Origin of the sequence: Xanthomonas vesicatoria ATCC 35937, from assembly GCF_001908725.1 — a bacterium.
Taxonomy (GTDB): Bacteria; Pseudomonadota; Gammaproteobacteria; order Xanthomonadales; family Xanthomonadaceae; genus Xanthomonas; species Xanthomonas vesicatoria.
In genome coordinates this window covers 4,470,341-4,491,689 of record NZ_CP018725.1, presented here as the reverse complement: position 1 = coordinate 4,491,689, position 21,349 = coordinate 4,470,341, and the positions used below count along the sequence as shown (strand labels likewise).

General features: G+C 63.4%; 17 protein-coding genes and 1 tRNA gene. 4 read left to right on the top strand and 14 right to left on the bottom strand.

Annotated features, from left to right (window positions below):
- Positions 1-155 precede the first annotated feature (155 nt).
- The 11 genes from BJD12_RS19615 to murJ all read right to left on the bottom strand — a co-directional run bounded on the left by BJD12_RS19615 (position 156) and on the right by murJ (position 14,325).
- Positions 156-2,036 carry a M61 family metallopeptidase gene (locus BJD12_RS19615; RefSeq protein WP_005989934.1) on the bottom strand — a complete coding sequence of 627 codons (1,881 nt, stop codon included), beginning with the start codon at positions 2,034-2,036 and terminating at the stop codon, positions 156-158.
- Between the two features lie 168 nt (positions 2,037-2,204).
- Positions 2,205-2,540: a cytochrome o ubiquinol oxidase subunit IV gene (gene cyoD / locus BJD12_RS19610; RefSeq protein ID WP_005989936.1), complete on the bottom strand. Its 336-nt coding sequence runs from the start codon at positions 2,538-2,540 to the stop codon at positions 2,205-2,207.
- On the bottom strand, positions 2,540-3,172 hold the full coding sequence (gene cyoC, locus BJD12_RS19605; RefSeq protein WP_005989938.1) for a cytochrome o ubiquinol oxidase subunit III: 633 nt from the start codon (positions 3,170-3,172) through the stop codon (positions 2,540-2,542). The genes cyoD and cyoC overlap by 1 nt, the downstream gene beginning before the upstream one ends.
- Complete coding sequence (gene cyoB, locus BJD12_RS19600) at positions 3,169-5,169, bottom strand: cytochrome o ubiquinol oxidase subunit I (protein WP_005989940.1); 2,001 nt, start codon at positions 5,167-5,169, stop codon at positions 3,169-3,171. The genes cyoC and cyoB overlap by 4 nt, the downstream gene beginning before the upstream one ends.
- Positions 5,169-6,104: a ubiquinol oxidase subunit II gene (gene cyoA, locus BJD12_RS19595; protein ID WP_039423939.1), complete on the bottom strand. Its 936-nt coding sequence runs from the start codon at positions 6,102-6,104 to the stop codon at positions 5,169-5,171. The genes cyoB and cyoA overlap by 1 nt, the downstream gene beginning before the upstream one ends.
- A gap of 357 nt (positions 6,105-6,461) precedes the next feature.
- A tRNA-Thr gene (locus tag BJD12_RS19590) sits at positions 6,462-6,537 on the bottom strand.
- 137 nt (positions 6,538-6,674) lie between these two features.
- On the bottom strand, positions 6,675-7,625 hold the full coding sequence (ispH, locus tag BJD12_RS19585; protein ID WP_005989944.1) for a 4-hydroxy-3-methylbut-2-enyl diphosphate reductase: 951 nt from the start codon (positions 7,623-7,625) through the stop codon (positions 6,675-6,677).
- A 65-nt stretch (positions 7,626-7,690) separates the two neighbouring features.
- Positions 7,691-8,209, bottom strand: coding sequence for a signal peptidase II (gene lspA / locus BJD12_RS19580; RefSeq protein ID WP_039423943.1), 519 nt, complete (start codon positions 8,207-8,209; stop codon positions 7,691-7,693).
- Between the two features lie 306 nt (positions 8,210-8,515).
- Positions 8,516-11,347: an isoleucine--tRNA ligase gene (ileS, locus tag BJD12_RS19575; RefSeq protein ID WP_042827729.1), complete on the bottom strand. Its 2,832-nt coding sequence runs from the start codon at positions 11,345-11,347 to the stop codon at positions 8,516-8,518.
- Positions 11,348-11,353: 6 nt separating this feature from the next.
- Positions 11,354-12,439 (bottom strand): bifunctional riboflavin kinase/FAD synthetase, encoded by a 1,086-nt coding sequence (locus BJD12_RS19570; protein ID WP_074059450.1) that lies wholly within the window; start codon positions 12,437-12,439, stop codon positions 11,354-11,356.
- A 293-nt stretch (positions 12,440-12,732) separates the two neighbouring features.
- The gene (gene murJ, locus BJD12_RS19565; RefSeq protein WP_039423948.1) at positions 12,733-14,325 is read right to left on the bottom strand and encodes a murein biosynthesis integral membrane protein MurJ; all 1,593 of its coding nucleotides are present in this window, start codon (positions 14,323-14,325) and stop codon (positions 12,733-12,735) included.
- Between the two features lie 116 nt (positions 14,326-14,441).
- Between murJ and rpsT the strand changes: the two genes are divergently transcribed.
- Complete coding sequence (gene rpsT, locus BJD12_RS19560; RefSeq protein ID WP_003484323.1) at positions 14,442-14,711, top strand: 30S ribosomal protein S20; 270 nt, start codon at positions 14,442-14,444, stop codon at positions 14,709-14,711.
- Between the two features lie 91 nt (positions 14,712-14,802).
- Here the strand turns inward: rpsT and obgE are convergent, their stop codons facing one another.
- The 3 genes from obgE to rplU form a co-directional block, all read right to left on the bottom strand.
- The gene (gene obgE, locus BJD12_RS19555; RefSeq protein ID WP_005989954.1) at positions 14,803-15,852 is read right to left on the bottom strand and encodes a GTPase ObgE; all 1,050 of its coding nucleotides are present in this window, start codon (positions 15,850-15,852) and stop codon (positions 14,803-14,805) included.
- A gap of 248 nt (positions 15,853-16,100) precedes the next feature.
- Positions 16,101-16,361, bottom strand: coding sequence for a 50S ribosomal protein L27 (gene rpmA, locus BJD12_RS19550; RefSeq protein ID WP_002807880.1), 261 nt, complete (start codon positions 16,359-16,361; stop codon positions 16,101-16,103).
- A gap of 12 nt (positions 16,362-16,373) precedes the next feature.
- Positions 16,374-16,694, bottom strand: a complete 321-nt coding sequence (rplU, locus tag BJD12_RS19545; RefSeq protein ID WP_005989959.1) for a 50S ribosomal protein L21 — start codon at positions 16,692-16,694, stop codon at positions 16,374-16,376.
- A gap of 292 nt (positions 16,695-16,986) precedes the next feature.
- Here rplU and uvrA point away from each other — a divergent pair, with 292 nt between their 5' ends.
- From uvrA to BJD12_RS19530, 3 genes are all read left to right on the top strand, one after another.
- Entirely contained in the window at positions 16,987-19,953 is a 2,967-nt protein-coding gene (gene uvrA / locus BJD12_RS19540; protein ID WP_005989961.1) for an excinuclease ABC subunit UvrA, read from the top strand.
- Positions 19,953-20,357 (top strand): acyl-CoA thioesterase, encoded by a 405-nt coding sequence (locus BJD12_RS19535; protein ID WP_005989963.1) that lies wholly within the window; start codon positions 19,953-19,955, stop codon positions 20,355-20,357. Before uvrA ends, BJD12_RS19535 begins: the two co-directional genes overlap by 1 nt.
- Positions 20,358-20,557: 200 nt before the next feature.
- On the top strand, positions 20,558-21,328 hold the full coding sequence (locus BJD12_RS19530) for an enoyl-CoA hydratase/isomerase family protein (protein ID WP_005989965.1): 771 nt from the start codon (positions 20,558-20,560) through the stop codon (positions 21,326-21,328).
- The last annotated feature ends 21 nt before the right edge of the window (positions 21,329-21,349 follow it).

Here is a 21,349-nt window from a genome sequence, read left to right as displayed (position 1 = left end):
TGACGGTCTCAGCATGCGCGACGCCGCCGCATCGCGCGGCCGGCATGCTATCGGGAAGTTCTGGTTCTGCAGCCACGAAAAAGCCGCAGGATCGTCGGTGCTCGGCCCTGCGGCTGGGTGGGCGACATGCGCGCTGACGCGCGCACGTCGGGCACTTACTTGGCCTTATACAACTCGCTCAAACGGTCCGGCCTGTCGGCGATGCGTTCCAGATGCGGGTACAGCAAGCCGCCGTGATAATCGATGCGCACGGTGTCGTAACGATCACCACGCTTGACCAGCAACTCGATCGGCGCCGTGGTGCCCTTGGCCCCCTTGATGGCGTCTTTGATCACTTCACTGCTGAAGGCGCGGCCGTTGACCGCAACGATCGTGTTGCCGGCGATCAGACCGGCATTGAACGCCGGGCCGTCCCACAGCACATCGCTGATGTCACCCGAAGCTTTTAAGGACACGCCAAGCGAATAGGTCAGGTTGGCGTCCTTGTCCTCGCTCTCGTCGGCCTTGGTGGCCAGATTCGGCTCCTCGTTGTAAACCAACTTCCAGCCATTGGCTTCGATGCCGCCGTTCAACGAACCATGCCCGTCCATGCGGCTGCGCAACAGGCTGGCCCAGTCATAGGGCGCCACACCATTGAGCGTGGCCACGATGTCGTCGAAGGTGTACGGATTGACGTCCCAGTCGCCGTTCTTCATGCCGAAGAACGCCTTGCCGAAATCGTCGATGGAGCGCTTGTTGTTGGTCAGCGCGCGCAACTTGCTGTCCACTTCCAGCCACATCATCTGGCCGCCGGAGTAATAGTCCTCGGCCATCTGATAGTTGCGATATGCCTTGGGCCGGCGCATCGACATGGTCGGGTCGTTGGTGGTGTCCTGCACCGTGCGCCAGGCCATGCCGGGGCGCCCACGTTCGTACTGGGCCGCCACGCCAGCGAGCATCTCGCGCGCCTGATCCTGCGTCCATAGCCCCGAACGCGCGGCCATCACTTCACCCCAGAATTGGGTCTGGCCTTCGTACAACCACAGCAGGCTGTCGCCCATCGGCACATTGAAATTGGGCGTGGCCAGATCGGCGCCGCGACGGTACTTGCCGTTCCACGAATGGTTGAACTCATGTGCGAGCAGATCGCGTCCGGTCCAGCTCTTGTCCCACTCGGTGAAGTACGTCGGCACGCCGCTGTTTTCGCTGGAACGGTGATGCTCCAGGCCGATACCGCCCAGTTTCTTGGTCAGCGCCAGCAGGAATTCGTAATGGTCGAAATGGCGCGCGCCGTAAAGCTTGTCCATCTGCTGGACCAGCGCCGCATGCGCCTTGATCTGCTCCGGCTTGGCCTCCAGCGACTTGGCTTCGTCGGCAAACACGTTGAGATAGACCGGCTGCTTGCCGCCGCTCAACTCCACGCGCTTGTAGTACTTGCCGGCGAACATCGGCGAGTCGACCAGGTCGTCGAAATCGATCGGCTTGAAGGTCACCGTGTCGCCGACGCGACGATCGGTTTCCAGCGCGGTGGCATAACTCCACCCGGCCGGCAACGTCACGCTGGCCTGCGCCTTGATGTTGCGCGCATAGGTGCCGGCCGGATACAGCGCGGTGGTATTCCACTGCAGGTTGAGCATTTCCGGGGTCATCATCACCCGACCCTGGCTGGGCGCCTGCGGCGAGAGGAACTTGAACTCGGCCACCAGTTCGGCAGCGCCCTGCGGCACATCCACAGTGAAGGCGTAGACGTCGAATTGGTCGCGCTTCCAGGGCACTACCTTGCCATCGACCTTGATCACCAGGCCGGCCAGTTTATCGATCGGGCCGGTTGGCGAGTGATTGCCGGGAATCCATTGCGGATACAGCAGCGTCATCGGGCCCGGTTTGGCCGGCATGGTGGTCTTGACCTTGAAGATGCGGTGGGCCAGGTCGGTGGCGTCGACGTCGATCTTCAAGGTGCCGTCGAACGGCACGTCCTGCGGCGGCGCGGTTTGTGCGGCGGCAGGCAACGACAGCGCTGCCAGCAGCGACACGGACAACAGGGTGGGCATCTTCATCGCAACTCCGCAGGTGACCTGGAACAGGCAAGCCCACGATGCTAAGCGCCCACCACGGCTTCCCCGTATGCCATTGGTCATGTTGCGGGCGAAATGACACGTAAAAAAAGCCGCCAATCGCTTGGCGGCTTCTTCGTCAACGATGCGTCGATCCGGCGTGGCGCCGTCTCAATGCATCATGTTGACGTTCATGTTGTGCAGCACCCACAGCGAGCCGACGATCACGATGCCGATGATCAGCAACGAGAACAGGCCCACCTGCACGTTGGAACGCTGCTCGGGCGTGCGATCCATATGCAGGAAGTACACCATGTGCACCAGCATCTGCACGGCAGCCATGACTGAAATCACGACGATGGTGACGCCCTTGGAGAACGCCCCGCTCATCACCATCGCAAACGGGATGACGGTGAGGATGACCGCCATGACAAAGCCGATCAGGTAGGACTTCAGACCGCCGGCATGCGCATCGGCCGCGGTCTCGGTGTGGTGGTGATTGGCCATTACAGCGCTCCCAGCAGATAGACGACGGTGAACACACCGATCCAGATGATGTCCAGGAAGTGCCAGAACAGGCTCAGGCACGCCAGACGCGTGCTGTTGCGCGCGGTCAGGCCGTTCTTGGAGATCTGGATCACCAGCACCGCCATCCACAACAGGCCCGACGCCACGTGCAAACCGTGGGTCCCGACCAGGGTGAAGAAGGCGGACAGAAACGCGCTGCGACCCGGGCCGGCACCTTCATGGATCAGGTGGTTGAACTCCCACACTTCCATGCACAGGAAGCCGATACCCAGCAGCGCAGTGACCGCCAGCCAACCGTACAGGCCGCCCATCTTGCGCTTGTGCGCAGCGATCATCGCGAAGCCAAAGCTCAAGCTGCTGATCAACAGCAGGAAGGTTTCCACCAGCACGAACTTCAGGTCGAACAGCTCCTTGGCGGTCGGCCCGTCCACCGTGGCGCCGGAGAGCACCGCATAGGTGGCGAACAGACCGGCAAACAGCAGGCAGTCGCTCATCAGATAGACCCAGAACCCGAAGACGGTGTTGCCACCGCCGTCGTGATGCTCGTGGTCGTGGTCGTGGCCGCCCGCGTGGGCGGCGTGGTCAAGCGTGGTCGAGGAAGCCATGGTCATACCACCTTCGCGGCCTGCGCCGCCTGTTGCTGTTCGAGCAGGGCAAAGCGCGCGTTTTCGATGCGCTCCACTTCGTCGGCCGGCACCCAGTAATCGATGTCGTCGTCAAAGGTGCGCGCGATGAAGCTACCGATCATGCCCACCAGGCCGATGATGGCCAGCCACCAGATATGCCAGATCAGACCGAAGCCCAACAGCACGCTGAAGGCACCGATGTAGACGCCTGCGCCGGTGTTACGCGGCATGTGGATGGCTTCGTACTTGGACGGACGCACCCAGCCCTTGCCGTTCTGCTTGTCGGCCCAGAACTGATCGCGGTCGTCGATGTGCGGCAGCATGGCGAAGTTGTAGAACGGCGGCGGCGAAGAGGTTGCCCACTCCAGCGTACGGCCATCCCACGGATCGCCGGTGTAGTCCATATGCTCCTTGCGCTTCCACACGCTGTAACCGATCTGCACCAGATTCAAGAAGATACCCATGCCGATGATTGCAGCACCCACCGCAGCGACATACAGCCACGGCGCCCACTCGGGATGGTTGTAGGTGTTCATGCGGCGGGTCATGCCCATGAAGCCGAGCACGTACAGCGGCATGAAGGCCACAAAGAAGCCGACGATCCAGCACCAGAATGAGGCCTTGCCCAGCTTCTCGTTGAGCTTGAAACCGAACGCCTTCGGGAACCAGTAGGTCAGGCCCGCCAGGTAACCGAACACCACGCCGCCGATGATCACGTTATGGAAGTGCGCGATCAGGAACAGGCTGTTGTGCAGCACGAAGTCCACGGCCGGGATGGCCAGCATCACGCCGGTCATGCCGCCGATGGTGAAGGTGATGATGAAGCCGATCGTCCACAGCACCGGCGAGGTCATGTGCACGCGACCGCGGAACATGGTGAACAGCCAGTTGAAGATCTTCACGCCGGTCGGAATCGAGATGATCATCGTCGTGATGCCGAAGAAGGCATTGACGTTGGCACCCGAGCCCATGGTGAAGAAGTGGTGCAACCACACCACGAACGACAGCACGCCGATGCACGAGGTCGCATAGACCATCGAGGTGTAGCCGAACAGGCGCTTGCGGCTATAAGTGGCGATCAACTCGGAGAAGATGCCGAACGCCGGCAGGATCAGGATGTAGACCTCCGGGTGACCCCAGATCCAGATCAGGTTGACGTACATCATGGCGTTGCCGCCGCCGTCATTGGTAAAGAAGTGCGTGCCCAGGTAACGGTCGGCGCCCAGCAGCGCCAGCGCCACGGTCAGGATCGGGAACGCAGCGATGATCAGGATGTTGGTGATCAGCGCGGTCCAGGTGAAGATCGGCATGCGCATCAGGGTCATGCCCGGCGCGCGCATCCGCATGATCGTCACGAAGAAGTTGATACCGGTCAGCAACGTACCTAACCCTGAGACCTGCAACGCCCAGATGTAGTAATCGACACCGACCCCTGGACTGTATTCCAGCCCCGACAACGGCGGATAGGCCAGCCAACCGGTCTGTGCGAATTCACCGACACCCAGCGAGATGTTGATCAACGCCGCACCGGCCACGAACAACCAGAAGCTCAGCGAGTTCAGGAACGGGAACGCCACGTCGCGCGCACCGATCTGCAGCGGCACGATCAGGTTCAACAGGCCGGTCATGAACGGCATGGCCATGAAGAAGATCATGATCACGCCGTGCGCGGTGAAGATCTGGTCGTAGTGATGCGGCGGCAGGACACCTTCGCCACCGTTACCCGCCAGTGCTTGCTGGGTGCGCATCATCGCCGCGTCGGCAAAGCCGCGCAGCAGCATGACCAGCGCCACGATAATGTACATCACACCGATGCGCTTGTGATCCACCGAGGTGAACCACTCGTTCCACAAGTAGCCCCACAGCTTGTACTTGGTGATGGCGCCCGCGATCAGCAGGCCGAGCAGCCCAGCACCACCCAGCGCGACCATGATGATCGGCTCGTGGTACGGAACTGCCTCAATGGTGAGTTTGCCTAGCATCACTTGTCTCCAGAAGTGCACATGGCAACCGGCTCTGCAGCCGATGCCTGATGGTCGCCGTGGCCTTTGTTATGGCCCGGACCATTCATGTATTTGTCGACCAGCGAGCGGAACATGCCGTCCTGCACCGACGAGTAGTAGGTGACCGGATACTGTTCCTTATCGTTGCGATTGGCAGCCAACACCTGATACTCGGCGGCATTCAACGCGGTCGGCGATGCCTTGACCTTGGCCACCCAGGCATCGAAGCCGGCCTGGTCGACCGCGTGCGCCTTGAAACTCATCTTCGAAAAGCCATGACCGCTGTAGTTGGTCGACAGGCCGAAGTATTCGCCCGGCTCGTTGGCCACCAGATGCAGCTTGGTTTCCATGCCCGCCATCGCGTAGATCATCGTGCCCAGATGCGGAATGAAGAACGAGTTCATCACCGTGTCGGAGGTGATCTTGAAGTTCAGCGGCGTATGCACCGGGAACGCGATCTCGTTGACCGTGGCGATGTTCTGGTCGGGGTAGATGAACATCCACTTCCAGTCCAGCGACACCGCTTCGATGTTGATCGGCTTGACGTCCGAATCCAGTGGCCGGTACGGGTCCAGCGCATGCGACGAGCGCCAGGTCAGCACCGCCAGCACCAGGATGATCACGCACGGAATCGACCACACCACCACTTCGATGGCGGTGGAGTGCGACCAATCCGGTTCGTAGCGCGCCTTCGTGTTGGATGCGCGATATTTCCACGCGAACGCAATCGTCATCACGATCACCGGGATGACCACGATCAGCATCAGCACCACCGAGGTGATTAGCAGTTGCTTCTCGTCGTGGCCAATCTGGCCTTTCGGATTGAGGATGGCCGAGTTGCAGCCTGCCAGTAGCAGGAACGGCAACATCAGGCCTGGACGAAGTAAACGCCCGAGATGTTTCAGCGGAATCATCGGTCGATCCAAGTGCGAAGGAACGCCAGCCTCGTTCGTCGTATCCGTCCTGGGATGTTCCCGACGCAGCGGCCTTCCCGAAGGAGATGCGCTGCGCAGACCGAAGACACGGGTTAGCGCACTAATTTTAAACTTTGCTGCACCTGCACGAAACCCATTGGCAATGATCCGACGCAAGAAATGCGCACAAAATCGTGCGACATGTTGTCGCAGCGCAGCGCAAGCAAAGAGAGAGGCCATGGCGACCGTCGTTGCGGCCTACAGCGGCGCCGTCACGCATGCGCAGTGCGTGAAATACGCTGACAAACGCCAAAAACGCAACTGGGCCGGCCAAGGGCCGACCCAGTGCTCAAGCGATGGTGCCGGAAATAGGAATCGAACCTACGACCTACGCATTACGAATGCGCCGCTCTACCAACTGAGCTATTCCGGCGAGCCGTGCATTGTAGAAGCGGAGCCAGGGGATGGTCAATCGCCGCAGCGACGGCGGGCTGCGCGGACAGTGTTCCGTGCAGCGGCGTCCGGACGCAGTCCACCTTCATTCAATCGACGTCGGCCGCCAACGCACGGTCAGCTGACCAGACGCAGCCGCAACTCCTTGGGCAGCGCGAACACCATCGATTCGGGTTCGCCTTCCAGCTCGGCTACGTTGCCCGCGCCCAACTCGCGCAAACGCGCCAGCACCCCATCCACCAGGACCTGCGGTGCGGAAGCGCCAGCAGTCAGACCGATGTGCTGCTTGCCGACGATCCAGGCCGGGTCGATCTCGTTGGCATTGTCGATCAGGTACGACTCCACGCCGTCGCGGCGGGCGAGTTCGCTTAAACGGTTGGAATTGGAGCTATTGGGCGAGCCGACCACCAGCACCAGGTCGCACTGGCGCGCCAGATCGCGCACCGCATCCTGCCGGTTCTGCGTGGCATAGCAGATGTCGTCGTGGCGCGGCCCCTGCATCGCCGGATAACGCGCGCGCAGCGCCTCGATAATGCCCATGGTGTCGTCGACCGACAACGTGGTCTGGGTCGTGTAGGCCAGATTTTCAGGCTGATCGATCTGCAGCGTGGCGACCTGCTCGATGTCTTCGACCAGATAGATCGTTCCCGGACCGCGCTCGCGGCTCCATTGCCCCATGGTGCCTTCCACTTCCGGGTGCCCGGCATGGCCGATCAGCACCACGTCGCGGCCGGCGCGGCAGTGGCGGGCGACCTCGAAATGCACCTTGGTCACCAGCGGGCAGGTGGCATCGAACACCTTCAAGCCACGGCGTTCGGCCTCCTGACGTACCGCCTGTGAGACGCCGTGCGCACTGAAGATCACCGTGGCGTTGTCGGGCACCTCGTCGAGCTCTTCGACGAAGATCGCGCCGCGCTGTTTGAGGTCGTCGACAACAAAGCGGTTATGCACGACTTCGTGACGCACATAGATTGGCGCGCCCAGCGTCTCGATCGCACGCTTGACGATCTCGATCGCGCGGTCGACACCGGCACAAAAACCACGGGGATTGGCGAGCAGGACATCCATGGCGGGCATTCTACGGGAATGGAGAAGGAGGGGTCGGGCCAGGGGTATGCGCCGGCACCTGCGCTTCAGGGGCGATTCCCGGTTCCCGGCTCGCGCTTGCCGCTCTTGTCGAACAACCCGAACAGGGCAATCCCGATCGCGCCGCCCACGATGGCCGAGTCGGCGATGTTGAACGACGGCCAGGTATGGCTGCCGATGTACCACTGGATGAAGTCGACCACGTGGCCGTGCATCAGCCGATCGATCACATTACCGATCGCACCGCCGATCACCAGCGCATACGGCAGCGCGCTGCGCCATTCGCCGCGCGCGGTGCGCGACAGCCAGAACGCCAGCAAACCGCTGATGCCCACCGCCAGCGCGGTGAAGAACCACAGCTGCCAGCCGCCGGCATCGCTCAAAAAGCTGAAGGCTGCGCCGGTGTTATAGGTGCGGTACCAGTTCCAGAAACCGTCGATGACCGGCACTGCGGTGTATTCGGGCAAGCTGGACAGCACCCAGGCCTTACTCCACTGGTCCAGTCCGATCACGACGGCCGAGAGCACGAGCCAGATCAAGGCGGAGGGTTTGGGGCGTTGACTCATGTCGAAGGATCACAGTTGAGGTTGCTTCTCCTGAAACGGAGAAGATGCCTGGATGGGAGAGGAGATGTGGCGATGAGACGTACAAGCATGGCACGGGCGACGAATCCATCCGCTACCGACCGCTCTGCCCCTGCCGCGTGCGGCACGCTTGAGCGGGCGGACGTCCGTAGCTGAGCACCAAGCGCGGCACGTGAAGGAACGCCGCTGACTGCGGCAAAACCCGCCACGTCATGCAACTAGTTCACACCGCAGCAGCGGCCACGCGTGGCGGACCTTCTCTGCCACGCGCGCCTTGACAACACAGCATCAGAACCAGCGACGTTCCTCGCCAGGTCCCTCAATATTGCTGACACAACGGCAGCACAGTTCAGGATGCCGCGCATCGCTGCCCACGCTGGCCTGGTGGTGCCAGCAGCGCACACACTTGGCCTTGGTGGTCGGTTGCGCGCTGACGAAGATGTCGTCGGTGCTTGCCGCAGTCACGCTGACGTCGCCACTGATGAACAGGAAACGCAGTTCTTCGGCAAGCGGCTGCCAGCGTTCAGCGGTCTGCGCATCGGCGGCAACAGTGATCTCCGCTTCCAGCGCCGCACCGATCGCGCCATTGGCCCGCATGGGCTCCAGCACCTTGGCCACCTGCTCGCGCAGCGCCAGCAACTTTTCGAAATCTACGCTGGTCAGCGCGGCATCGCCGGGCAGCGGCGCCAAACCGTCGTACCAGGTGGCAAACAACACGTTGCCGGCATGCTCGCCCGGCAGATACCCCCACAATTCTTCGGCGGTAAACGTCAGCACCGGCGCCACCCAGCGCACGAAGGCTTCGGCCACGTGATACATCGCGCTCTGTGCAGAGCGACGACCGCGCGAGTTCTCGGCCATCGTGTACAGACGGTCCTTGGTGACGTCCAGGTACAGCGAGCCCAGGTCCACACTGCAGAAATTCAGCAGTGCCTGCACGATCTCGGCAAAGTCGTAGCGCGCGTAGGCGGAGACGATCTTCTCCTGCAGCTCGTGCGCGCGATGCACGATCCAGCGGTCCAGCAGCACCATGTCGTCCAGCGCCACCAGATGCTGCAACGGGTCGAAGCCATGCAGGTTACCGAGCAAAAAGCGCGCGGTGTTGCGCAGACGGCGATACGCATCGGCGTTGCGCTTGAGGATTTCCTGCGACAACGACATTTCGTTGCTGTAGTCGGCCGACGCGATCCACAGACGCAGGATATCCGCGCCCAGGGTCTTCATGATCTCCTGCGGCTCGATACCGTTGCCGGACGACTTGGACATCTTTCGGCCGTGCTCGTCCACGGTGAAACCGTGGGTGAGGCACTGCTTGTAGGGCGCTGCCTTGTCCATCGCCACGCCGCTCAGCAGCGAGGACTGGAACCAGCCGCGGTGCTGATCGGAACCTTCCAGATACAGGTCGGCCGGCTTGGGCAGGCCGCGGTCCACCAGCACCGCTTCGTGCGTCACGCCAGAGTCGAACCACACATCCAGGATGTCGGTGATCTTGTCGTAGTCGGCCGCTTCATCGCCCAGCAGTTCGGCCGCGTCCAGCGTGTACCACACGTCCACACCGCCCTGCTCCACCCGGTCGGCCACCTGACGCAGCAGCTCGGTGCTGCGCGGATGCGGTTCGCCGGTTTCGCGGTGCACGAACAAGGCGATCGGCACACCCCAGGTGCGCTGGCGCGAGATGGTCCAGTCCGGGCGCCCTTCGACCATGCCAGCGATGCGCGCCTGGCCCCAGGCCGGGTACCAGGTCACCTGCTCGATGGCCTTGAGCGCATCGGCGCGCAGGTTGGCCTGCTCCATGGAGATGAACCACTGCGGCGTGGCGCGGAACGCGATCGGCGTCTTGTGGCGCCAGCAGTGCGGGTAGCTGTGCTCCATCTTGCTGGCGGCCAGCAACACGCCGGTGTCGCGCAGCGCCTCGATGATGACGTCGTTGGCCTTCCAGATATGCAGCCCGGCCAATACGGTGTCGCCCAGCGGCGGCGTGGAGGGCAGATACACACCACGCCCGTCCACCGGGTTGATCTGCGCGGCGGTGTAACGCCCCAGCAGGCCGTACTGCTTGGAAACCTGATAGTCCTCTTGACCATGCCCAGGCGCGGTGTGCACGGCGCCGGTGCCTTCCTCGGCCGAAACATGCTCGCCCAGCAGCAGCGGGATCTCGCGCTCGGCATAGAACGGGTGATCGAGCAGCATCTTGTCCAGCACGACACCCTTGGCATGGCCGTGCACCGTCACTTCGTCCACGCCGTAGCGAGTCAGCACCCTGGGTGCCAGGGCTTCGGCCACCACCAGCCAGCGTGGCTGGCCACGGTCGGCCGGCCCTTCGACCAGTACGTAATCGAGCTCCGCGCCCAGGCTCACCGCCAGCGAGGCCGGCAGCGTCCACGGCGTAGTGGTCCAGATCGGCACTGCCACGCTCACGCCAGCCGGTAGCGTCGCTCCAAATGCGGCAACCACCGCCGCCGGATCGCGTGCCGGATAGGCCACATCCACGGTCGGAGAGACTTTGTCGGCGTATTCGATCTCGGCCTCGGCCAGCGCAGAGCCGCAATCGAAGCACCAATGCACCGGCTTGACACCGCGAGTCAGATGGCCGTTGTCCACCACCTTGGCCAGCGCGCGGATCTCATTGGCTTCGAAGTGGAAATCCAGCGTCTTGTACGGGTTGTCCCAATCGCCGACCACGCCCAGGCGCTTGAAGTCGCGCCGCTGCAGATCGATCTGCTCGGTCGCGTATTCGCGGCACTTCTGGCGAAACTCGGCGGCATCGAGCTTGACGCCGACCTTGCCGTATTTCTTCTCGATGGCGATCTCGATCGGCAGGCCGTGGCAGTCCCAGCCCGGGATGTACGGCGCATCGAAGCCAGCCAGGTACTTCGACTTGACGATGATGTCCTTCAGGATCTTGTTGACCGCGTGGCCCAGGTGGATCTGGCCATTGGCATACGGCGGACCGTCGTGCAGCACGAACAGCGGCCGCCCAGCCGCGTTGGCGCGCAGCTGCGCGTACAGCCCCTCGCGTTCCCAGCGGTCCAGCATCGCCGGCTCGCGCTTGGGCAGGTCGCCGCGCATCGGAAATTCCGTCGCAGGCAGATGGAGAGTGGCTTTGTAGTCTTGGGTCACGGGAATCTACCGTTGCGCTGCATGAGGTGATGTGCGGGGATGGTGCGAGGGAGAGGCATCGACAGCGTCTGCGTCTGCCGAGCGGCGCGGAGCACTGCCATGTTGCGCCTCGCCGGAAAGACCGACGGAGCGAGCGATGCGCGCATCGGCAGGCAATCGCGAGGGACTGGCCTTGAGCACGGCGCGCGCCTGCTCGGCGTCGCGATGCATCTGCACGGTCAACGCATCGAGCCCATCGAACTTCTCTTCGTCGCGCAGCTTGGCGACGAATTCGACTTCGAGATGCCGGCCATACAGATCGCCCTGGAAATCAAACAGGTGTGCTTCCAGCAACGGCTCCACGCCGGCCACGGTCGGGCGCGTACCGAAACTCGAGACCGACGGCCACGGCTGCTCGGACACGCCATGTACCCAGGTCGCGTAGATGCCCGATAACGCCGGAGTGCGCGGAAAACGCAAATTGGCGGTGGGATAGCCCAGCGTGCGCCCCAGTTGCTTGCCGCGCACCACCCGGCCACCGATGGCGTACGGGCGGCCGAGCAGGTCAGCGGCATGCACGAACTCGCCGGCACCCAGCAGCTCACGAATCCGCGTGGCGGAAATGCGTTCGCCATGCAGATGCACCGGCGTAATTTCGCCAGCCACAAATCCATACTGCTCACCCAACGCGCGCAGCAAGGCGATATCGCCGCCACGCCGATGGCCGAAACGGAATTCCGGGCCGATCCACACTTCTTTGGCGCACAGCCGGCCGACCAGGGCTAGCCGCACGAAATCTTCCGCGCTCATCTTCGACAAGCGGCCATCGAAACGGATCAGTCCCACGCTGTCGGCACCGAAGTCGTACAGGCCTTCGATCTTGGCGCGCGCCAGGGTCAGCCGCGGTGGCGGCGCGGCCGGCGCAAAGAATTCGCGCGGCAGCGGCTCGAAGCTCAACGCCACCGCCGGCACGCCCAGCGCACGCGCACGCGCGATGGCGTGCTGCACCAACGTCCGATGCCCCAGGTGCAGGCCATCGAAGGCGCCGATGCAGACCACGCTTCCGTGCGGGAACAGCGTCCCGCCCTCGACGTCTCTAAACAGCCTGCTCATTCCTCGATCCAAACAGATGCCGGCCTGGTGGCCGACCCTCGCTGATACATAACTTGTAAGTATAGCCGTGCCTGTCAAGCCGCATGGGCGCGCAGCGGACGCGCAAGCGCTCACCGGCACGACGCCACTCCGGCCTCCTGTACCCATCGTTCGGGCAGGCCGCGGCCGGCAAGCAACCACCGGGCGTAGCCGTCAACATGGGCCGCGACACCGCTTTCATGCCGCCCTGGTCTTATCGATTCCAGACATCGGCAACGCGCGCCCGGCCCTGCCGCAGAGCCCGAAACCCGGGCTCAGCTCTCGCGCAGATGCCGCGGCCGTAAGCCCAGCGCCAGCTGCGCCACCAGATAGGTCGCCCCACCGCTGCCGACCAGCACCGCCAGCCAGCCGATGCGGTCCCACTTCTCCATCACGGTGAACGATGGCAGCCACCACAGCAGACCCAACAGCACCACTACCATCGCCGCACAGGCCAGCAGCAGGCGCGCCGCATAACCACCCCAGCCCGGTCGGCGCTGGTACACGCCGGATTTGCCCAGCCAGTACCACAGTAGCCCCAGGTTGAGATAACTCGACAGCGCACTGGCGATGCCCAGCGCCAGATGCAGACCTGGCTGCTTGCCCAGCGCCTGCATCACGCCCTGCGCCTTGAGCTCGGGCGGCACCATGAGGTGGTACAGCACGGCCAGGAACGCGAAGTTGAACACCATATTAGCCACCAGCGCCGCCACACCCGCGCGCACCGGGGTGCGCGTGTCCTGGCGTGCGTAGAAGGCTGGCAGCAGCACTTTGAGCATCGCGTAGGCCGGCAGGCCGAAGCTCAGGCCGTAGACCGACATCGCGGTCATCTGCGTATCGAAGGCGGTGAACCGGCCGTGCTGGAACAAAGTCGCCACGAGCGGCTCGGCCAGTAGCAAAAGACCCAGCATGGCCGGCATCGCAATCAGCAGCGTGGTGCGAAAGCCCCAGTCCAACGCGCCGGAAAACGCCGCGCGGTCGGTCTTGACGTGATGTCGGGCCAGCGCCGGCAGGATCACCGTGCCCAACGCCACACCGAACACACCCAGCGGCAGTTCCAGGAAGCGGTCGGCCAGCGACAGCCACGACTGCGAGCCATCGCTCAGCCGCGCAGCGATCACCGTGTCCAGCATCAGGTTGATCTGCGCGATCGATGAGCCGAACAGGGTCGGAATCATCAACGTCAGCACCTTGCGCACATCCGGATGGCTCCAGCCCCAGCGCGGCAGCGTCAGCAGGTCGATGCCCTTCAACGCCGGCAGCTGGAACAGCAACTGCAATGCACCGGCCACCAGTACTGCCCAACCCAGCGCCAGGATCGGCACCTCCAGCCGTGGCGCCAGCCACAGGGCGCCGGCGATCATGCACAGATTGAGGATCACTGGCGTCAGCGCCGGAATCGCGAACCGGTGGAAGCTGTTGAGCGCCCCGCCTGCCAGCGCCGTGAGCGAGACGAACAGCAGGAACGGAAAGGTCAGCCGTAACAGATCGACCAGCAAGCCGTATTTCGCCGGGTCGGTAGCCGCGCCGTCGGAAAATATCGATGCCAGCTGCGGGGTGAAGATCAGCCCCAGCGCGGTGATCACCAGCAACATGCCGCCCAGGGTGCCGGACACGCGCGCCATCAGCTCGCGCAGATCGGCGTGCGGTCGGGTTTCCTTGACCTCGGTAAACACCGGCACGAAGGCGGTGGCGAACGAGCCTTCGGCAAACAAACGACGCAGGAAATTGGGGATCCGGAACGCCACCCAGAATGCATCGGTTGTTGCATTGGCGCCGAAGGTGGCAGAAATCGCCAGGTCACGGACCAGGCCGAGGACCCGCGACACCATGGTCATACTGCTGAACGAGAGCAGGCCCCTCAGCATGCGGGGTGCGCTCATCGGGAGTGCCTCTTGACAACTGACTTGACGTACATATCTGGGTCCATCATACTTTCGCGCTTGCTTTTTCCACCATACCGATTTTTCAGGAACCCACCACCGTGGCCAATATCAAGTCCGCCAAGAAGCGCGCCAAGCAGACCATTGTGCGCAATGAGCGCAACACCGGTCAGCGCTCGATGCTGCGCACCGCCGTCAAGAAGGTGATCAAGGCCCTTGACGCCAACGATGCTGCAGGCGCCGAAGCTGCTTTCGCCGTTGCCCAGCCCATCCTCGACCGTTTCAGCGCCCGTGGCCTGATTCACAAGAACAAGGCTGCGCGTCACAAGAGCCGCCTGACCGCTCGCATCAAGGCCATCAAGGCCGCGTAAGCGATCAGCTGCGACGTTACCGGAAGCCTGGCTTTCGGTAGCACAGAAAAACCCGGCCTCGGCCGGGTTTTTTGTGTGCTTGCGGCTGCACTTAGCCCGCATTGCGTGCCTCGAGCTCGTCCTCGCGCTGACGGTCGAAGAACGCCATGACGTCCTTCATGATCGGGAAGGTGCCATCGCGACCCAGCGCGGACACCAGGTACCACGGCGCGGTCCAGCCCAGCTCGGCCACGATGGTTTCGGCGGCAGCCCTGGCCTCGTCCTCGAACATCAGGTCGGCCTTGTTGAGCACGAGCCAACGCGGCTTCTTCAACAGCTCGGCATCATGACGTTCCAGCTCGCGCTCGATGGTGCGCACCTGATCCACGGGCGACACATCCACCCCTCCGTCCATCGGCGAAATATCCACCAGATGCAGCAATAGGCGGGTGCGCTGCAGATGGCGCAGGAACTGCGTGCCCAGGCCGGCACCATCGGCAGCACCTTCGATCAGGCCCGGCACATCGGCGATCACAAAGCTGCGGTAGGCCTCGACGCTGACCACGCCCAGATTCGGATACAGCGTAGTGAACGGGTAATCGGCGACCTTCGGCGTTGCCGAGGACACGGCGCGGATCAATGTGCTCTTGCCGGCGTTGGGGAAGCCCAGCAGGCCGACGTCGGCCAGCAGCTTGAGCTCGAGCTTGAGCAGCCGCTCCTCGCCCTCCTCGCCAGTGGTGGACTGGCGCGGCGCACGATTGACCGAGCTCTTGAAATGCATGTTGCCCAGGCCGCCCTTGCCGCCTTTGGCCACCAGCAGACGATCGCCATGCTGGGTCAGGTCGCCGATCACTTCGTCGGTCTGCACGTTGATGACCACAGTACCGACCGGCACCACGATGACGCGATCTTCGCCACCCTTGCCATAGGCCTGGCGGCCCATGCCGTTCTCGCCGCGCTGCGCCTTGAAGGTGCGCTCATGACGGAAATCGACCAGGGTGTTGACGTTCTCGTCGGAGACGATCCAGACGCTGCCGCCGGCACCGCCATCACCACCATCGGGCCCACCGAGCGGAATGAACTTCTCGCGGCGAAAGCCGACACAGCCATTGCCGCCATTACCGGCGGTCACCAGGATTTCTGCTTCGTCGACTAACTTCATGAGATGACAACCGGGAATGGAGAATGGGGAATAGGGAATCGGCACAGCGAATGGCCGCCTCCTGCCAGCAAGAATGCTTGCCAGCACGGTCGTGGAATCCGGTCGGGGTGCAGAATCGCTTTTTCGATTCCCTATTCCCCACTCCCAATTCCCGGCCGTCAAACGAAAAACCCCGCCGAAGCGGGGCTCTCCGTGTCGTTCGCCACCGCGCTGGCGCGGCCACGAACTGATCTACATGGAGCGGGCGATTACGCCTCGGCAACCACGCTAACGGTACGACGCTTCTTCGCACCCTTGACCGAGAACTCGACCTTGCCGTTGACCAGCGCAAACAGCGTGTGGTCGCGGCCCAGGCCGACGCCGGCGCCCGGATGGAACTGGGTGCCGCGCTGACGCACGATGATGTTGCCGGCATCGATGGCCTGGCCACCGAAGATCTTGACGCCGAGGTACTTCGGGTTGGAATCGCGACCGTTGCGCGAGGAACCTACGCCCTTTTTGTGTGCCATGACTGGTTCTCCTTACTTCTTATCGCCACCGGCGATGCCGGTGATCTCGATTTCGGTGTAGTACTGACGGTGTCCCTGACGCTTCATGTGGTGCTTGCGGCGACGGAACTTGATGATGCGCACCTTGTCGGCGCGGCCATGGGCCACGACCTTGGCGGTGACCGAGGCGCCCTTCAGCGCATCGCCCAGCTTGATGCCATCGCTATCGCCCAGCATCAGGATGGTGTCGAACTTGATCTCGTTGCCAGCTTCGACTTCGAGCTTTTCCACGCGGAGCGTTTCGCCCTGCGCGACGCGGTATTGCTTACCGCCGGTTACCAGAACTGCGTACATGACCAGGTGTTCCTCTGTAGTTATTATGGTCGCCTGACTTGCCCATGGGGCAGACAGGAGCGGGATTGTACTGGCCTAACGGGTTTCGGGTCAACCCGCAAGCAGGTCTGCCGCCGCGCACCCGAATCGGGCGGGTGGAACGCATCATCCGGCCGCCACAACGGCCCCGGCAGACTGGCATTTGGGGCAATTGCCCTCACTTAGGTCGGCGGGTAGGCTGATCGACTGCCACTCATTCCTGCTGAGCACGCTCGCACCACCGCCGGTTCGCCGGCCCGACATCGGATCCCCCATGGCGATGGATTTCATCCGCATCCGCGGCGCGCGGACGCACAACCTCAAGAACATCGACCTCGACCTGCCTCGCGACAAACTGATCGTGATCACCGGCCTGTCCGGCTCGGGCAAGTCGTCGTTGGCGTTCGACACCATCTATGCAGAAGGCCAGCGCCGCTACGTCGAGTCGCTCTCGGCATATGCGCGCCAGTTCCTCAGCGTGATGGAAAAGCCGGACCTGGACCATATCGAAGGCCTGTCCCCGGCGATTTCGATCGAACAGAAATCGACCTCGCACAATCCGCGCTCCACGGTCGGCACGATCACCGAGATCTACGACTACCTGCGCCTGCTCTACGCACGCGTGGGCCAGCCGCGCTGCCCGGATCACGGCTTCCCGCTGGAAGCGCAGACCGTCAGCCAGATGGTCGACCACATGCTCACCCAGGACCAGGAGCAGCGTTACATGCTGCTGGCGCCGGTGATCCGCGAGCGCAAGGGCGAGCATGCGCAGGTGTTCGAGCAGCTGCGCGCACAAGGCTTCGTGCGCGTGCGTGTGGACGGCGAGCTGTACGAGATCGACGCGGTGCCGGCATTGGCACTGCGGCAGAAGCACACCATCGAGGCGGTGATCGACCGCTTCCGCCCGCGCGAAGACATCAAGCAGCGGCTGGCGGAAAGTTTCGAAACCGCGCTCAAGCTTGGCGAAGGCATGGTGGCGGTGCAGTCGCTGGACGACCCGGCCGCCGCGCCGCATCTGTTCTCGTCCAAGTACAGCTGCCCGGTGTGCGATTACTCGCTACCTGAGCTGGAACCGCGCCTGTTTTCGTTCAATGCACCGGTGGGCGCTTGCCCGAGTTGCGATGGCCTGGGCGTGGCCGAATTCTTCGACCCGGATCGCGTCGTGGTGCATCCGGAGCTGTCGTTGTCTGCGGGTGCAGTGCGTGGCTGGGATCGGCGCAACGCCTATTACTTCCAGTTGATCGCTTCGCTGGCCAAGCACTACAAGTTCGACGTGGATGCGGTATGGAACACCCTGCCGGCCAAGGTGCGCCAGGCGGTGCTGTTCGGCAGTGGCGATGAGGTGATCAGCTTCACCTACTTCACCGATGCGGGCGGGCGCACCACGCGCAAGCATCGCTTCGAAGGCATCCTGCCGAATCTGGAACGTCGCTACCGCGAGACCGAATCGCCGGCCGTGCGCGAAGAGCTGACCAAGTACGTCAGCCAGCAGCCCTGCCCGGCCTGCAACGGCACGCGTTTGAATCGTGCTGCGCGCAATGTGTTTGTGGCCGATCGCCCGCTGCCGGAACTGGTGGTGTTGCCGGTCAACGAAGCACTGAACTTTTTCCGCGGATTGTCGCTGCCGGGCTGGCGTGGCGAGATCGCGGCCAAGATCGTCAAGGAGATCGGCGAGCGGCTTGGCTTCCTGGTCGATGTGGGCCTGGATTACCTCACCCTGGAGCGCAAGGCCGACACGCTGTCCGGCGGCGAGGCGCAGCGTATTCGGCTGGCCAGCCAGATCGGCGCAGGCCTGGTCGGGGTGATGTACGTGCTGGACGAACCGTCGATCGGCCTGCATCAGCGCGACAACGAACGCCTGCTGGGCACGCTGACGCGACTGCGCGATCTGGGCAACACGGTCATCGTGGTCGAGCACGACGAAGATGCGATTCGCCTGGCCGACCACGTGCTCGACATCGGCCCCGGTGCCGGTGTGCATGGCGGCGAAATCTGCGCGCAAGGCACGCTGCAGGACATCCTGGAGTCGCCACGTTCGCTGACCGGGCAATACCTGTCCGGCAAGCGCCGCATCGAGATTCCCAAGCAGCGCCACAAGCCCAATCCGAAGATGATGCTGCATCTGCGTGGGGCGACCGGCAACAACCTCAAGAACGTCGACCTGGATATTCCGGCCGGCCTGTTGACCTGCATCACCGGCGTGTCAGGATCGGGCAAGTCGACGCTGATCAACGATACGTTATTCACGCTGGCGGCCAACGAAATCAACGGCGCTTCGCACACTGTGGCACCGCATCGCGAAGTCGAAAACCTGGACCTGTTCGACAAGGTCGTGGACATCGACCAGTCGCCGATCGGGCGCACGCCGCGCTCCAACCCGGCGACCTACACCGGCATGTTCACGCCGTTGCGCGAACTGTTCGCGCAGGTGCCGGAATCGCGTGCACGCGGCTATTCGCCGGGGCGTTTCAGCTTCAACGTGCGTGGCGGCCGCTGCGAAGCCTGCCAGGGCGATGGCATGATCAAGGTGGAGATGCACTTCCTGCCCGACGTGTACGTGCCGTGCGATGTCTGCCATGGCAAACGCTATAACCGCGAGACGCTGGAGATCCGTTACAAGGGCTTCAACATCAGCGACGTGCTGCAGATGACCGTGGAAGATGCGTTGCGCCTGTTCGAGCCGGTGCCGTCGATCGCGCGCAAGCTGGAAACACTGGTCGATGTCGGCCTGAGCTATATCAAGCTGGGCCAGAGCGCGACGACGCTTTCCGGCGGTGAGGCACAGCGTGTGAAGCTGTCCAAGGAACTGTCGCGCCGCGATACCGGGCGCACGCTGTACATCCTCGACGAGCCGACCACCGGCCTGCACTTCCACGATATCGAAGCGCTGCTCGGCGTGCTGCACAAGCTGCGCGACGAGGGCAACACCGTCGTGGTGATCGAGCACAATCTGGACGTGATCAAGACCGCCGACTGGATCGTGGATCTTGGGCCGGAAGGTGGCCATCGTGGCGGCACCATCTTGGTGTCCGGCACACCCGAAGACGTGGCCGCGCATAAGGCGTCCTACACCGGGCAGTTCCTAGCCAAGATGCTGCCGTCGGTCAAGGCGCGCGAGACGCGCCCCGCCGCGATGGCCAACAAGCCTGATGCGCGCCCGCCGCGCAAGGTCAAACCGGAGAAGGTGGCCAAGGTCGCCAAGTCCGCCACCAAGAAGACTGCGAAGAAGAAGGCAAGCTGATGAGCGAACACAAGATCCTGGCACGCATCCCGATCAGCGTGCGCTGGCGCGACATGGACAGCATGGGCCATGTCAACAACGCCAAATACATTTCGTACCTGGAAGAAGCGCGCGTGCGCTGGATGCTGGGCGTACAAGGCGTGTCGATGACCGACCGCATCGCGCCGGTGGTTGCTGCCACCAACGTCAACTACAAACGCCCGCTGGTGTGGCCCAACGACATCACGGTGGAGTTGTTCGTCGAGCGCCTGGGCAGCAGCAGCATCACCATCGGCCATCGCATCGTCGACCAGAAGGACGACAGCGTGCTGTATTCGGACGGCAACGTGGTGGTGGTGTGGATCGACACGCAGACCGGCAAGAGTGCGGCACTGCCGGATGCGGTGCGCGCAGCAAGCAGTTGACGCAGGCCTGCGCAGACGCAGGTCCATGATGCACGGCGGCTTCGTCAATGGAGCCGCCGTTTTTTTGCTCGTCTCCCCGCATGCCGGCGAAGGCAGAATGCGCGGCACTGGAAGTGATGCAAGTGCAGCGATGACGCTGCTCTGCACGCGCCGCCTGCAGCCACCGCCGTCTATCATGGCCCGACCTTCAGGAGCCCCGAATGAGCATCCAGATCTTAGACCACGGCCGAGTTCGCGAAATCCGTCTGGCCCGCCCGCCGGTCAATGCACTGGATACCGCGCTGTGCCACGCACTGAGCGCTGCCGTGCAGCAGCTGGACGCCACGGTCGACGGGGTGGTGCTATCGGGGAGCGAACGCATTTTTTCCGGCGGCATGGACGTGCCGCACCTGCTGTCGCATGGCACCGACCGCGCTGCGTTGCTGGCCAGCTGGACGGCCTTCTTCGAGGCAGCGCAGGCGCTGGCCAATTGCCCGGTGCCGGTGGTCGCGGCGATCGGCGGCCATGCGCCGGCCGGTGGTTGCGTGCTGGCGCTGTGCTGCGATTACCGGGTGATGGCGCGCAGCGCCGATACCGCAAGGCCGTACACGATCGGCCTGAACGAAGTACAGGTGGGGTTGGCGGCGCCGGACGGGATCCAGCGGCTGCTGCGCCGCGTGGTCGGTGCGCATCGTGCCGAACGCTTGCTGATTTCCGGGCAATTGCTGCCGGCCGAACAGGCCGCACAGATCGGCCTGGTGGACGAGCTGGTGGACGGCGAGCTGGTCACCGCACGCGCGGTGGCCTGGCTGCAGGAGCTGCAGCAACTGCCACGGCAGCCGATGCTGGCCACGCGCGCGGTGGCCAGGGCGGATCTGCGCGCTGCACTAGCGCCGGAACTGATCCAGCTGGAGCGCTTCGTCGATGGCTGGTACGCGCCCGATGCCCAGGCCGCGCTGCGTGGCCTGGTGGCACGGCTGCAAAAGGCCTGATTAGCCCGTCGCGCGGTGGCA

Bases quoted from the DNA above. Each gene is read 5' to 3' on its own strand.
- BJD12_RS19570 (WP_074059450.1), bottom strand. From the start codon at position 12,439: ATGAGCAGGCTGTTTAGAGACGTCGAGGGCGGGACGCTGTTCCCGCAC.
- obgE (WP_005989954.1), bottom strand. From the start codon at position 15,852: ATGAAGTTAGTCGACGAAGCAGAAATCCTGGTGACCGCCGGTAATGGC.
- ispH (WP_005989944.1), bottom strand. From the start codon at position 7,625: ATGGATGTCCTGCTCGCCAATCCCCGTGGTTTTTGTGCCGGTGTCGAC.
- rpmA (WP_002807880.1), bottom strand. From the start codon at position 16,361: ATGGCACACAAAAAGGGCGTAGGTTCCTCGCGCAACGGTCGCGATTCC.
- cyoA (WP_039423939.1), bottom strand. From the start codon at position 6,104: ATGATTCCGCTGAAACATCTCGGGCGTTTACTTCGTCCAGGCCTGATG.
- rplU (WP_005989959.1), bottom strand. From the start codon at position 16,694: ATGTACGCAGTTCTGGTAACCGGCGGTAAGCAATACCGCGTCGCGCAG.
- cyoD (WP_005989936.1), bottom strand. From the start codon at position 2,540: ATGGCCAATCACCACCACACCGAGACCGCGGCCGATGCGCATGCCGGC.
- BJD12_RS19615 (WP_005989934.1), bottom strand. From the start codon at position 2,036: ATGAAGATGCCCACCCTGTTGTCCGTGTCGCTGCTGGCAGCGCTGTCG.
- cyoC (WP_005989938.1), bottom strand. From the start codon at position 3,172: ATGACCATGGCTTCCTCGACCACGCTTGACCACGCCGCCCACGCGGGC.
- BJD12_RS19535 (WP_005989963.1), top strand. From the start codon at position 19,953: ATGAGCGAACACAAGATCCTGGCACGCATCCCGATCAGCGTGCGCTGG.
- BJD12_RS19530 (WP_005989965.1), top strand. From the start codon at position 20,558: ATGAGCATCCAGATCTTAGACCACGGCCGAGTTCGCGAAATCCGTCTG.
- uvrA (WP_005989961.1), top strand. From the start codon at position 16,987: ATGGCGATGGATTTCATCCGCATCCGCGGCGCGCGGACGCACAACCTC.
- cyoB (WP_005989940.1), bottom strand. From the start codon at position 5,169: ATGCTAGGCAAACTCACCATTGAGGCAGTTCCGTACCACGAGCCGATC.
- lspA (WP_039423943.1), bottom strand. From the start codon at position 8,209: ATGAGTCAACGCCCCAAACCCTCCGCCTTGATCTGGCTCGTGCTCTCG.
- murJ (WP_039423948.1), bottom strand. From the start codon at position 14,325: ATGCTGAGGGGCCTGCTCTCGTTCAGCAGTATGACCATGGTGTCGCGG.